This window comes from Micromonospora sp. SH-82, from assembly GCF_051132485.1.
GTDB lineage: Bacteria > Actinomycetota > Actinomycetes > Mycobacteriales > Micromonosporaceae > Micromonospora.
Map to the genome: position 1 here is coordinate 4,819,920 of NZ_CP148049.1, position 13,187 is coordinate 4,833,106.

The window sequence follows — 13,187 nt, forward strand, 5'->3', positions numbered from 1 at the left end:
CAGCGGGGATCAGGACGCCGTGGGCGCCCCCGCCCGGCGGGACCTGAGGAGACCGACGACCACGTCGACCACGAGGAACCCGAGCAGGCTCACCCCGAGCAGGGGCAGAGCCAGGCCGACAGCGATGCTCACCGGCACCCCGACGAGGATCAGCCAGGTGGGAGCGGCGTCCCAGGCACCCCGGGCCGGCGCGGCACCGACGAGCGCCCGGCGACCGTCCCGGGTGGGGCGACGCTGCCACCACATCCGGTACCCCCAGAACGTGACGCAGAGCAGACCGACGGCGAGCGCGGCCAGGACGATCTGGTTGGCCGCCCCGAACAGGACGCCCATGTGCACGAGGATGCCCCAGGAGGTCAGCTTCGCGAGCACCGGCCAGTCGGCGTGGTCGACCCGGTCGGTGACGGTGCCGGTGGACGGGTCGACGGCGACCACGTCGGCGCGGGTCGGCCAGACCTGGTCGACCTGACCGACCCGCCAGGCCGAGGTCGCCTCGGCCGGCGGGGTCACCGTCACCGGCCCGGACAGGCCCGCGTCCCGGGCGACCCCCAGGACCGTGTCGGCGTCGGCCGGGTCCACCTCGGCGGCGACGGGCGCGGCACCGTGGTGTCCACCGGAGACCGCCGGGGCACCGGTGAGCGAGGTCGACACCTGTGGGGTACGGGCGTCCAGGACGTCCAACGCCGACCCGAAGTTCGCTCCCGCATACCGCGACCAGGTCAACCCGGTGGCGGACAGGACGAGCAACCCGGCCAGCAGCCACACCCCGACGGCGGCGTGCCAGCCCCGGGTACGGCGTACCCCCTTGCGGGCCTTGAGGTCGGGGACCAGGAACCGCCGCCCACGGCTGCGGCGCCACCACAGGACCACCCCGCCGAGCGCGACGACCCAGAGCCAGCTCGCCGCCAGCTCCGAGTAGTGCCGACCGAGGTCGCCGAGGTGCAGGTTGCGGTGCAGGTCGTCGATCCAGGTGGTCACCGGGGTCGACCCGAACCAGGTGACCAGCTGGCCCTTCACCGCACCGGTGTACGGGTCGACGTACACGGTGTGCGACTTCTCTCCCAGTTCCGGCAGGGAGAACACCACCTCCGTGGTGCGGTCCGGCTCCGCCGGGGTGGTGACCGAGGTCAGCGCGCCGTCCGGGTGGGCGGCGCGGGCGGCGGCGATCTGCTCGGCGAGCGGTCGGGGCTGGTCACCGACGGCGTCCACGAACAGCTCCTGGCGGTAGACCACCGCGTCCAGCTGCGGTACGACCGTGTACAGCAGCCCGGTCAACGCCGCCACCACGATGAAGGGGGCGACCAGCACCCCGGCGTAGAAGTGCAACCGCAACAGCAGTGCACCGGCGCCGGAGGTCGGGTTCCGCCGCCCGGGCGGTCCGGCGGGTGGAGGTGTCGACGGGGCCGTCTTCGGCAGCTCCGGTGCGAGTGACATGGGCGGGCCTTCCTGACTGGCAGCGGCGACGCCGCTCGGGGAGATGCGTCGAGGCAGTAGTCGGCTGTCCGCCCAGGCTGGTTCCCGGCGATCGCCGCCCGGATCCCGCACCGGCCACCCGGCAGACCCCGTCAGGTGAGGCCGACGGGCCCGAAACACCCCGAAGAGGGTCATTTTCCCGGGGCGTCAGCGGGTCGTCAGCGGGTAACCCCGAGACCGGACGCCACCTGCGAGAAGAGGTTGATCATGACCGACATGCTGGAGATGCCCCGGGTCCACGAGTGCACAGTGACCGACTGCGGGTACAACCACGACGGCTGCCACGCCTTCGCCATCACCATCGGCGAGGAGAGTGCCGCCTGCACCACCTTCATCGACACCTCGGCCAAGGGCGGGCTGGACCGGGTGATCGCCCAGGTCGGCGCCTGCCAGCGCGCGGACTGTCGGTTCAACGAACAGTTGGAGTGCAACGCCCCGTCGATCCGGGTCGGCCCCGGTCAGGACATCGCCGACTGCCAGACGTACGAACCCCGGTGATCCGAGGCGCACCACGACCGGGGGTCCCGCACCCGGTGGGGGACCCCGGTCGCTCCGGATCCCACCCACCGGTCACCGCAGTCGGCGACGTCCGCTGAGCCAGACGCGGGCGGCGGTGCCGTTGAGCGCGACCAGTACCCAGGCCAGGAGGCCGATCCCGACGACGGTGATCGCCCCGAACATGCCCAACGAGGCCACGGCCAGCAGGGCCGACAGGGCGAACGCCGGGTAGGCCGCCCAGCGTCGCCGGGTGACCAGTGCGGCCGCCACGCCGACGCTGGCCACCGCCATGACGGCGAAGAACGCGGCGGCACCGATCGACCCGGAGTCGGACACCAGTCGGTGCACGGTGGCCAGGGCGAACAGCAGGGCCAGCAACCCGAACAGCAGCACTGTTACCCGAACCGGCGCGGGCATCGGAGGGTGCCGGAGCAGATCCCCCCACCCGCCGACGGGAGAACGCAAGACCATGCCTCCCACGATGGACTTCTACAGTGAACGACAACCGACCACTGTCAGCAAGCTGACAGTGGTCGGTTGGACTTCCCCCGGCCGACACCGATCCGGGTTCGCTCCCTGCGGTTCGGCGCCGGTGGGTGGAAGGGTCTTATCGAACGGTCACCGGGAGAAGGCGACGAACTCGGAGATCGACCACCAGTTGCTGGCCGACCCGGTCTGGACCACCCGGATGTAGCGGGCGTTACGCGGCGAGAAGTCCGCCGCGATCGTCTCCGCCCCCGGTCCGCTGGCGACCGGGGAACCCCAGTTCGACCCGTCCGTGGAGAGGAACACCTGGTAGCCGCGGGCGTAGTCGGCACCGTTGCTGACCAGGGAGATCCCGCTGACCGAACGCGACGAGCGCATGTCCACGGTGACCGACTGGCCGTTCACCATCGGGTTGCCGGTGGTGAACCGGCTGCGCGGGTCACCGTCGAGCATCTTCGCCGGCTCGCTGCCCCGCCCGGCACCGGACGCGGTGGCGGTCCACCCGCTGCGGTCCAGGACCGTACGGCTGCCCGGGACCTGGTAGTGCTCGTCCAGGGCCGCACCGGCCTGCGGGTCGAACTGCGAGTACCCACGGGCGTCACACTGCCGACCAGCGTTGATGCAGTGCTTGACCAACGCGCTCAGCGTCGGGGCGTCCCAGGCGTTGTAGAAGTCGTAGTGGAACGTGAAACCCCGACCGCTGGCGAGCTTCACCCGGGACATGTCCCCGCTGACCGGGAAGGCCATCTTGAACTCGAGCATCGGCACGGCGACCGGGTGGCTCGTCGGGCAGACGCCGTCCCGCGGGTACACGATGTGGCTGACGTGGTCCGGGGAGTCCAGGTGCTTGCCGTCCCAGCAGCTCGGCGCCTGCATCCGGATGTTGAGCTGGGTTCCGGACGGGCAGTTGGCGGGGAAGTCGACGTTGTCGTAGCTGTCGCCGCACTCCCAGCCCTTCTGGTAACCGGGGGCCGCAGCGAACTGCTGCGCGGTCGTCATCGGGCTGCCCACCAGGTACCGCAGGCCGACCGGGAACGGCCGGACGCTGGTGTAGTCGCGCACACCGCTCTTGTAGTAGATGACCTGCGGGCCGACCGGCTGGATGGGCTGGTCACCGTTGAGCACGGTGGGCATCCAGTAGGCGGACCGGTCACCGGGGACCCGGCACAGGGTCGAACCGCGCAGCAGCGACTCGGTGGTGCTCGACGCCTTCGTGGTGGTGTTGCCCATGAAGGTGTGGTTGTGCGAGGCGCCCGGCTGGTTGAAGAAGACGATCGGGTCGTCGTCCAGGCGGTGGCTCACCGAGCAGTTCGCCTGGAACTCGCGGTGCGCCTTGCGCGGCGGGGTCTTCGTGGAGGGGACCACCCCGGTCACCGGGTTCTCGGCCAGGACGTACTCGCCGGGCGCGGGGGCCCGGTGAGCCTGGTGGGGGCCCCCGGTCGACGACTGCGGACGGGGCCGCTTCGTCTCACTGGACTCGGACGCGGCCGGGGCCGGCTTGGCCTCCTCGGCCGGCTCCGAGGAGTGCTCGTGCTCCGGTGCCACGGCGGGCACCGGCTGGCCCTGCGGCGCCGGGGCCTTCTCGGCACCGGTGAGCTGCAGCGGACCGACCGCCGTCCAGGACGCCACGCCGACGGTCGTGGCGAGGGCGGCCGCCACCAGGGCATAACGCAGACGCAACCGGCGTGGGCCGGACGACGGCGAGATCGGGGTTCCCATGAAGCCTCCGAGAATGCAACGAATCGAGTCTGGACGACGGCGTACGCTAACCAGACCCGAGGCCGGGACGAATGAGGCGAAGGACCCAGGCGGGAGCAGTCGAGGCCCAGGTCCGCGCAGGGCGAAGCGGAGTCGACACCTACCGTCACCTCGCCCGCCCGGACGCTTCTCACGCTCCGCGCAGGACGGATAGCAGCACGTCAGGCCGTCGGGTAGACGTCGGCAAGGCGCGACATCCGGTGTACCGTTAGACGAATCGCGCTTCCGGTTCATGGCTCATACCGCGGGGAGTCGAGTGGTGCCCACCAAAGCGGCTTTCGATATCGCCGATTCCATGCCGCGCCTGCTGGCCGCCCCACCGGATCCCATCCGTTCGATCCGCATGCCGCACTGGGTCGGCATCAGCGCTCTGGCCGGTGGGATCGTGTTGGCCGCCGTCGTGATCCCCCCGCAGCTGGCCCCCACCGACGACCAACTGCCGGACCGGTCCATGGGCGGGGTCGCTGCCACCTCGAGCGCACCCCCGGAGGTCGCGTCCACGCCGGACGGCGGCCCGGCAGCCCCGCCGGTCGCCACCCCGACCCCGACCGACACCCCCTCCCGGCCGAGCCCCAGCCCGAGCGACGCCGGACCCACCCCCACCCCGAGCCGTTCCGGGCAGTCGGAGCAGGGCGGACGCACCGCCACTGCCACCCCGACGCCGACGCGTGACTCCGGTTCGTCGTCGTTCAAGCCGATCACCGTGCAGGCCGAGGACCCCGGCAACGACCTCGGCGGCGGTGCCAAGGTCGCCGCCTGCTCCGCCTGCGACGGTGGGGCCCGCGTCCGCTACCTGGGGACGCTCACCGCCTACCTGACCAACCCCACCGCCGGTCGGCGCACCATCACCGTCACCTACCAGGTGGAGGGTCAGCGGGAGATCAAGATCTCCGTCAACGACCGGACCCCCACCACCCACGTCGTCAACGGCACCAGCTGGGACAAGCAGCACACCTTCCAGTACACCGCCTCCCTGCCCGCCGGCCGGGTCAGCCTGCGCTTCTTCAACGACACCGGGCCACCACCGGACATCGACAAGATCACCATCAGCTGACCGGCGCACGATGAGCCGCTTCGTCGCGTACGCCGCCCTGTGCCGGGCCATGCTCCTGGGTCGGCTCGTCCTCACCTTCGCCGCTGTCGGCATCGGTCTGCGATTGATCGACGACCCGTGGCGGGCCGCCGGCACCCTCGCCGTCATCACCGTGATCACGATGGTGCAGGTCAGCGTGCTGGGTCGGTGGCCCACAGTCATCCGATGGCGGCTGTGCGTCCTGGCCGTCGACGCCGCCCTGATGATCGGCGTCCTGGTCCTCACCGAGGGTGGGCTCGCCTACTTCTGCTACGCGGCCGGGTACGCGGCGCTCAGCGGTGCCCTGCTGGGCAACCACGGACTGCTGCTGTGGATCGTCAACGCGGGGCTGGGCCTGGCCGTGGCGACCCAACTGCTCAAGACCGCCGGGACCGAGGCCGCCACCTCCATCGTCGCCCCGTTCGTCCTCGCCTTCCCGATGATCTTCATCGTCTGCGGGATCGGCGCCGCCGTCGTGACCGCCACCCTGGCCCGGTACATCGACGCCTCCGTCACGGCGGTCGCCGGCGCCCACCACTCGGCGGCCGCCTCGGAACGCGCCCGGCTGGCCCGGGAACTGCACGACTCGGTGGCCAAGACCCTGCGCGGGGTGTCGTTCGCCGCAGTGGCGCTGCCCAACCTGCTCCGCCGCCAACCCGACCTGGCCGAGCAGCTCGCCAGCACCGTCTCCGTGGGGGCCGACACCGCGATCCGGGAGGCCCGCAACCTGCTGTCCGGGCTCCGCAGCGACGTGCTGGACCGCCCCTTCCCCGACCAGGTACGGCGGGTGTGTGAGGACTGGTCCGACCGGACGCGGGTGCCGGTGCGGGTCGCCACCACCGCCGTCGAACCCCCGGTGGCGGCCCGGTACGAACTGAACCAGATCCTCACCGAGGCGCTGGAGAACGTGGCCCGGCACGCCAGGGCTACGGTGGTCCGGGTCGACCTGGACCAGTACGACGGGAACCTCGTGCTGACCATCCGGGACAACGGCGCCGGCTTCGCCACACCTGCGGAGCTGACCGGACTCTCCGCCTCCGGCAACTTCGGAATCGTCGGGATGACCGAACGGGCCCACGCCGTCGGCGGTACCCTGCGCGTCGACTCGGGTCCCGGAACCGGTACCACGGTGCAGGCGCGGATCCCCCTCTCGGGGGCCGCCCCTGTCGAGCAGGGGTCCTCCCGGAGAGCGGTGCACTGGTGATCGAGGTCATGATCGTCGACGACAACCCCATCGTGCGGATGGCGCTGCGCGGATATCTCGCCAGCGCCGAGGACCTGCACATCGTCGGCGAGGCACCCGACGGGCGGACCGCTGTCACGATGGCCCAACGGCTGGTCCCCGACGTGATCCTGCTGGACTACCGGATGCCCATCGCCGACGGGCTCAGCGTCGTCAGCACGCTCGCCGAACGCTCCGCCGTCCTCGTGCTGACCAGCGACTCCGCCGACGACCTGATCGCCGCCATGCTGCGCGGCGGGGCCCGGGGCTACCTGGTCCACGGGGAGTTCGACCCCGCGGAGCTGCTGCGGGCGGTCCGGTCGGTCGCCTCCGGCCAGGGGTGGCTGTCGCCCCGCAGCGCCTCGGTCACCATCGCGCTGCTGCGCGAACAGGCCGACCGGGAACGGGAGGGGGTCGACCGGGACGAGCAGCTGCGCCGGACCCGGCAGGGCTTCGGCCTGACCCCCCGCGAGCAGGACGTGATGAAACTGCTCTGCGCCGGACACTCGAACGCGGCCATCGCGCGGCGGCTCCTGCTGACCGAGAAGACGGTGAAGAACCACCTCAACCACATCTTCACCAAGCTCCACGCCACCAACCGCACCGAGGCGGTCGTCAGGTGGACGGGTCGGGAGTAGGTCCGCACCCGAAGTTCTGGCGAAAGTCGCGCGTGGATTGAACGGGACCGCCCCTCGGCGCGTTGTATGGGCGGCGGGGCATTTTCCGCCGGAGTGGACGCCGAGCGGATGGCAGACGAATGAACGACGGATCGACGGCCAGGTGATGGGCGACGTCGGCGACCTCGCCTCCCGCCGGGCCGGTACGGTCAGTGCCCTGATCGTGCACCCGGGCGGGTTCGAGCAGGCCACCATGCGTGGGGTACTCGACACCGGCGAGCGGATACGGATCGTCGGGCTCACCGGTGACGGCGCGGAGGCGGTACGGCTGGCACACCGCCTCCGCCCGAACGTGACCCTGTTGGACGACCGGGTGACCAGCCCCGACGGCACCGACCTGGTACGCGCACTGGCGCGACGGTCCCGGGTGCTGCTGCTGACCCGGGCGACCGACCGGGACGCCATCACGGCGAAGCTGCGCACCCCGGTCCGGGGATGCCTGGTGTACGACCACTTCGAGCCGTCCGACCTGCTCAGAGCGGTCAGCGCGGTAGCCGGTGGACTGGGTTGGCTGTCCCCGGTGGCGGTGGCGGCGGCGAGCTGGTCACTGCGCAACCCGGCCGGCGTGGTCGCCGCGGGGTGAACGGAGATGACACCCGTGGGGTCGCTAGACCATCTCGTCGACGCCGCTGAGGATGCCGCGTGCGGCCCGCAGCGCGTAGAACGAGCGCGACCGTACGGTGCCCTCCGGGATGCCGATCCGCGCTGCGGCCTCGGCCGCCGACGCGTCGCCGTAGTACAGCTCCACCAGCACCGTCCGGTGCTCGGGGCTGAGCTTGCGCAACGCGTCGGCGAGGGTGAACCGGTTCAACAGGTCGTCGTAGGCCCCGTCGGGGGCCGGCGCCCAGCTGACGTCCACCCCGTAGACCTCGGTCGGGCGGGAGGACTTGGCCCGGGCCGCGTCGATGGCGAGGTAGCGGGCGGCGATGAAGAGCCACCGGCGGACCATCTCCGCCTCGTCGGGCAGGTCCGGCAGCCGACGCCAGGCCCGCAGCATCGTCTCCTGGAGCAGGTCCTCGGCGACCTCACGCTGCCCCCGGGTCAGCCGCAGGAGGAAGTAGTACAGCGGTTGGGCGTTCGCCGAGAAGACCGCCTGCATCCGGCGTTCCCGGTCCGCGTCGGTGTCGATGTCGGTGTCGGTCTCCCGGACCTTCGTGCACACGTCGCTGCTCACCGCTGCCGCCTCCCCTGACCTTGCTGATCCCCACGCGCTCGTGACGGACGCTAGTGAAGCGTCGCTCGGGCGGTCCTGAGGCGAAGGACTCACATAGGCCTAGGCCCGGTCCCAGAATCCCGGAGTGAACGCCTGCCCCCTCGCGTCCGTCATGGAGGTATGAAGAATAGCCTCGTCAACCGGCCGGGTGGCCGACTGGCGCTGACCGCGTTCGCGGTCGCCTCGGTGCTCCTGGGCAGTGGGCTACTGGCCGCCGCCCGGGTCTCCCCGCCCGCACCGACCCCGACGACCCTCGGCGCGGCCCCGCCGATCGAGGTCCTCGACGGTCCGGGGGTCGTGCTCACCCCCGGCGTGGCCGGGTCGCCGAGCGTGTCCCCGAGCGCCTCTGCCACCCCCACCCCCAGCACCGTCCCGTCGCCCTCGCCGAGCCGGGTCGCCGCCGCGCCCGAAGCCGTCGAGTCGAGCCGGGCGCCCCGCCGTACCGCACCGGCACCGCAGGCTGCGGTCACGTCCGCCAAGAAGGGCGTCGGCGCCTGGCGGTTCGACGGGGTCAGTCAGGCGTTGGAGGCGTCGACGGCGAGTTGGTACTACACGTGGAGCACCCGACGTGAGGGCATCGAGACCCCGAGGGGTGTCCAGTTCGTACCGATGATCTGGGGTCCGGGCAGCGTCACCGACCAGGCCCTCGCCGAGGCGCGGGCGGCCGGACCGTACCTGCTCGGGTTCAACGAGCCGGACCTCGCCGAGCAGTCCAACATGAGCGTGGAGGAGGCGCTGCGGTTGTGGCCGAGGCTGATGTCGACGGGTAGTCGGCTGGGCAGTCCGGCCGTCGCGTACGGCGGGGCCGACCCGGGCGGTTGGTTGGACCGGTTCATGTCGGGTGCGAAGGAGCGCGGCTACCGGGTCGACTTCATCGCCCTGCACTGGTACGGCGGGGACTTCGACTCGGAGCGGGCGGTCGGGCAGCTCCAGCGCTACCTCGCCGACGTGTACGCCCGGTACCGGCTGCCGATCTGGTTGACCGAGTTCGCGCTGATGGACTTCTCCGGCGGGTCGGTCCGCTTCCCCACCCAGCAGCAGCAGGCCGCCTTCCTCACCGGCGCGACGAAGATGCTCGGCGACACCTCGTACGTGCACCGGTACGCCTGGTTCGGGTTGCCGGCGACCGACCGGGACCGGACCGGGCTGTTCCGCAGCGGCACCGAGGCGACAGTGGTGGGTCGGGCGTTCCAGGCCGCCGGCTGACGCCGGCCCCGTCCACCTCCGGCGACAACGGACGCCCGGGGCCGGGTCTTTCGACCCGGCCCCGGGCGTTTCCCGTCCGGCCGGCTCCGGGCTTTCCGCCCGGTCAGCGCACCTCGATCTCGTGCAGCGAGTACCCGTAGCCCTCCATCACCCGGGCCGTGCCGACCACCCGCACGTAACGCACCGGAGAGCGGGGCACGGCGACCGTCACACTTCCACCGGCCCCGGTGTTGGTCCGGTAGACGGTCCGCCAGTTCCTGCCGTCGGTCGACACCTCGACCCGGTACGCCGTCGCGTACGCCCGCTCCCACAGCAGCCGCACCTGGGTCACCTGCCACACGTCACCGAGGTCCACGGCGATCCACTGGGGGTCGGAGCCGAAGGCGCTGCTCCAGCGGCTCTCCGTGTTCCCGTCGATGGCGTAGCGGGCGTCCCAGACGGCGTTGACCTCGACACTGGAGGCGTTGGCGACGCCGCCGAGGGCCAGGTTCCGGCCGGAGCTGTTGACCCGACCGGGCATCGTCGTGGCCGCCGGGGGCGGCGGCGTCTGCGCGGCGGGCCGGTCGCTGGTCCGGCTGACCGGCGGAGGTGCCACGGGTCGACCGTTGTCGTCGGTGGCCGGGCTCGCCGGGGACCCGGTCGATCCGGGGGTGCCGCTGGCCTCCACGGTGGACGCCGCCGGGACCGTCCCGCTGGGGCTCGGGGCGGGGCTGCCCGGGTCGGCGTCCGGGTCGGCGCTGGCCGGGTCGACCGGGAAGGGGTCCGGCAGCGGGGGCAGGGCGGGGTCGATCGACGACTCGGGCGGCAACGCCACCTCGGCCGCCGGGGCCGTCGGGCCGCCCGACTGTCCCGGGTTCTGGTTGAGGACGTACCCACTGGCGGTGGCGACCGCCAACACCGCCGTGGCCGCCAGGACCGGGGTGGCCCGTCGCCGGGACCGCTTGCGGTGCCCGACGATGGGCCGGCGGGACTCGCTGCCCGGCGTGGCGATCGACCCGACCGGCGGCTTGGTCACCTCCGACGGCGTCTCGGTCCCCCCGGTGGGGGCGGCGGCTCGCTCCGTCGCCGCCACGTTCGCGGGGGTCGACGGTCCGGCGGTGTCCGACGCCCGGGTGACGCCTCCCGACCGTGCGCCGGTGACCGCGACCGGGGGCGTCTTCGGGCTCTGGGGAGCCGCCACGACCTGCGGGGCGGCCTGGCGGACCCCCTCGACCGGGACGGGCTGCCGCGTCGTCGACACGACCGTCGGCTGGGCGGGCCGGGTCTTCGACGTCCCGGGCCGACCGTCGGCCGGGACGGTCCGTCCCGACGTCGGCGCGCCCGGACCGGCCGCCGTCGGCCGGACCAGGGTCTTCTCCTCCGGTGCGGGCCGCCGCACCGGGGCGGGCGGGCGCACCGCGACCGGGACGGCGGCCGTCCGGTCCCGGTCCGCCGCCCGGCCGCCGGTGGACGACGCCTGACCCAGCAGGAGCGCCCGCTGGGTCACCGGCACCGGGAACGCACCGGTCGTCGGATCGGGAGCGCCGTCGTCGCCGGCGGCCACGGCGAACCGGGCCGGTGCGAGTTCCGCCCGGCGGCGGGTCTCGACGGGCATCCGGGCCAGCAGGGCACCGAGGACCGGCAGGACGTCGTGGCCGGGCGGCTCACCGGGTACGCCGACGAAGATCCGCACCCGACCGAACATCCACCGGTGCGCCCGGACGACGTGCGCGCCGGTCTCCTGTCGCGGGGAGCGCACCCACAGACCCGACGCGGTCACCTCGGCCACCCACTGCTCGTTGAGCCGGAACACGTAGTCGTCCAGCGCGGAGTAGGTGTCGAGTCCGCGCACCGGTCCGGCCGGTCGGGCCGGACCGGTCGGCGCGACGGTCAGGGCGGTCCCGAGGGGCTCCCAGACGGCACCCGAGTGGTCGATCACCAGGCTGGTCTCCCGCCCGTCGGGCGTCAGCGCGGGCAGACCGGTCCGGACCTGCACCGGCTGCCCGGCCTCCCGGGCCAGCACCGAGGCGGCGGCGACCATCGCGGTGGCCGACCCGTACGGGGCCAGCACCAGGTCCCGACGCAGCCGCTCCGGGAGCCGACGCAGCAGCGCGCTGAGGGCGTCCTCGGTCGGCTCCGGGTGACCCGGTCGACCGATCACCAGCACCGGCCGGTCGACGTCCATCGGGATGCCGTAGGCCGGGTCGTCGAGGTCCGGCAGGGACGCGCCGGGGCGGGCCGGGAAGGCCCAGATCCCGGCCGGTACGGGGACCAGGACCATCTCGTCGGCCCCGGACCGACCGGCGGCGCAGAGCCCGTCCAGGTCGCTCTCCCAGGCCGGCTGCGGTGAGCGGCGCCCGACCTCGGTCGTCTCGCCGTCGGGGGTGTGGCGCAGCCAGCCGTCCACGGCGAACATCGAGCCGCCGGGGATCAGCATCAGGTCCGCGCGGGGGGCGTCGAGGGTCGCGGTCAGCTCCCGGGCGAGCCGACCGGTCAGGTCCCGTCCGGCCGCGTGGGGCACGGCGACGCGGGCCCGGCTGCCCGGCGGCACCGCGATGGGCAGGACCGTCTCCACGACCGACCAGTCGTCGCGGGCGTCGATGGGGCTCAGAACCGTCACGACCTGCGGCTCGACCGGCAGGGTCGCCGCCATCTCGGCGACGGCACCGCTCGGGTCGTCGCCGACGACGGCGATGTGGTCGCCCAGCCAGTTCAGCGCGGAACCGAGCCGACGGAACCGACCGGTGTCGGCTTGCCAGCCCGGGGTCGTGCCTGCCCCCGGTCCTACCGGCTCGCCCGCCGGGGCGTTGTCGTTACGGGCCCGGCGTCGGTGCTCACGAGTCATACCCCGTACAACGGCCACGATCCGAGCCGCGTTCACCGTTCCGTCGCCCAAGAATGATCATTTTCACGGGGTCCGGGAACACGCGATCGACCGGTCACCGTGGGTGCTGCGGCGGGTCTGGCCTAAGCTTCCGGCCGTGGCGAAGTACTACGACGTACACCCGGACAATCCGCAGGCCCGGACCATCGGTCAGGTCGCCGACCTGATCCGGCGCGACGGGTTGGTCGTCTACCCGACCGACTCGTGCTTCGCGCTCGGCTGCCGGTTGGGCAACAAGGACGGCCTGGACCGGATCCGGGAGATCCGCCACCTCGACAGCAGCCACCACTTCACCCTCGTCTGTCGTGACTTCGCCCAGCTCGGGCAGTTCGTCCACCTGGGCAACGCGGTGTTCCGGGCGGTGAAGGCGGCCACCCCCGGCAGCTACACCTTCATCCTCCCCGCGACCAGGGAGGTGCCGCGCCGTCTGCTGCACCCCAAGAAGAAGACCGTCGGGGTCCGCATCCCGGCGCACCCGGTGGTGCAGGCGCTCCTGGACGAACTGGGCGAACCGCTGCTGTCGAGCACCCTGCTCCTGCCCGGCGACGAGGAGCCGATGACGCAGGGGTGGGAGATCAAGGAACGCCTCGACCACGCGGTGGACGCGGTGGTCGACGCCGGGGACTGCGGCACCGAACCGACCACCGTGGTGGACTTCTCCGACGACGAGCCGCAGGTCCTGCGGGTCGGCGCCGGCGACCCGGAGCGCTTCGCCTGAC

12 protein-coding genes are annotated in these 13,187 nt (G+C 72.6%); 7 read left to right on the forward strand and 5 right to left on the reverse strand.

The window, feature by feature from the left end; all coding sequences use genetic code 11:
• Positions 1-9: 9 nt before the first annotated feature.
• Entirely contained in the window at positions 10-1,434 is a 1,425-nt protein-coding gene (locus WHN02_RS21240) for a PepSY-associated TM helix domain-containing protein (RefSeq protein WP_434740453.1), read from the reverse strand.
• A gap of 246 nt (positions 1,435-1,680) precedes the next feature.
• Here WHN02_RS21240 and WHN02_RS21245 point away from each other — a divergent pair, with 246 nt between their 5' ends.
• Positions 1,681-1,971 (forward strand): DUF1540 domain-containing protein, encoded by a 291-nt coding sequence (locus WHN02_RS21245; protein ID WP_350896044.1) that lies wholly within the window; start codon positions 1,681-1,683, stop codon positions 1,969-1,971.
• Between the two features lie 72 nt (positions 1,972-2,043).
• Here the strand turns inward: WHN02_RS21245 and WHN02_RS21250 are convergent, their stop codons facing one another.
• A complete protein-coding gene (locus WHN02_RS21250) occupies positions 2,044-2,442 on the reverse strand; it encodes a hypothetical protein (RefSeq protein WP_434740454.1) in 399 nt (132 codons plus the stop codon).
• A gap of 147 nt (positions 2,443-2,589) precedes the next feature.
• Positions 2,590-4,176: a DUF1996 domain-containing protein gene (locus WHN02_RS21255; protein ID WP_434740455.1), complete on the reverse strand. Its 1,587-nt coding sequence runs from the start codon at positions 4,174-4,176 to the stop codon at positions 2,590-2,592.
• A gap of 334 nt (positions 4,177-4,510) precedes the next feature.
• Between WHN02_RS21255 and WHN02_RS21260 the strand changes: the two genes are divergently transcribed.
• The 4 genes from WHN02_RS21260 (at position 4,511) to WHN02_RS21275 (ending at position 7,769) form a co-directional block, all read left to right on the forward strand.
• On the forward strand, positions 4,511-5,269 hold the full coding sequence (locus WHN02_RS21260) for a hypothetical protein (protein ID WP_434740456.1): 759 nt from the start codon (positions 4,511-4,513) through the stop codon (positions 5,267-5,269).
• Between the two features lie 10 nt (positions 5,270-5,279).
• Complete coding sequence (locus WHN02_RS21265; RefSeq protein ID WP_434740457.1) at positions 5,280-6,491, forward strand: sensor histidine kinase; 1,212 nt, start codon at positions 5,280-5,282, stop codon at positions 6,489-6,491.
• A complete protein-coding gene (locus WHN02_RS21270; RefSeq protein WP_434740458.1) occupies positions 6,488-7,147 on the forward strand; it encodes a response regulator in 660 nt (219 codons plus the stop codon). The genes WHN02_RS21265 and WHN02_RS21270 overlap by 4 nt, the downstream gene beginning before the upstream one ends.
• Before the next feature lie 142 nt (positions 7,148-7,289).
• The gene (locus WHN02_RS21275; RefSeq protein WP_434740459.1) at positions 7,290-7,769 is read left to right on the forward strand and encodes a hypothetical protein; all 480 of its coding nucleotides are present in this window, start codon (positions 7,290-7,292) and stop codon (positions 7,767-7,769) included.
• Between the two features lie 24 nt (positions 7,770-7,793).
• On the opposite strand, the gene WHN02_RS21280 is transcribed toward WHN02_RS21275, so the two are convergent.
• Positions 7,794-8,360: a sigma-70 family RNA polymerase sigma factor gene (locus tag WHN02_RS21280; protein WP_434740460.1), complete on the reverse strand. Its 567-nt coding sequence runs from the start codon at positions 8,358-8,360 to the stop codon at positions 7,794-7,796.
• Between the two features lie 159 nt (positions 8,361-8,519).
• Here WHN02_RS21280 and WHN02_RS21285 point away from each other — a divergent pair, with 159 nt between their 5' ends.
• On the forward strand, positions 8,520-9,605 hold the full coding sequence (locus WHN02_RS21285) for a glycoside hydrolase family protein (RefSeq protein WP_434740461.1): 1,086 nt from the start codon (positions 8,520-8,522) through the stop codon (positions 9,603-9,605).
• A 103-nt stretch (positions 9,606-9,708) separates the two neighbouring features.
• Here the strand turns inward: WHN02_RS21285 and WHN02_RS21290 are convergent, their stop codons facing one another.
• Positions 9,709-12,429 (reverse strand): discoidin domain-containing protein, encoded by a 2,721-nt coding sequence (locus WHN02_RS21290; RefSeq protein ID WP_434740462.1) that lies wholly within the window; start codon positions 12,427-12,429, stop codon positions 9,709-9,711.
• A 136-nt stretch (positions 12,430-12,565) separates the two neighbouring features.
• Between WHN02_RS21290 and WHN02_RS21295 the strand changes: the two genes are divergently transcribed.
• On the forward strand, positions 12,566-13,186 hold the full coding sequence (locus WHN02_RS21295; protein WP_434740463.1) for an L-threonylcarbamoyladenylate synthase: 621 nt from the start codon (positions 12,566-12,568) through the stop codon (positions 13,184-13,186).
• The last annotated feature ends 1 nt before the right edge of the window (position 13,187 follow it).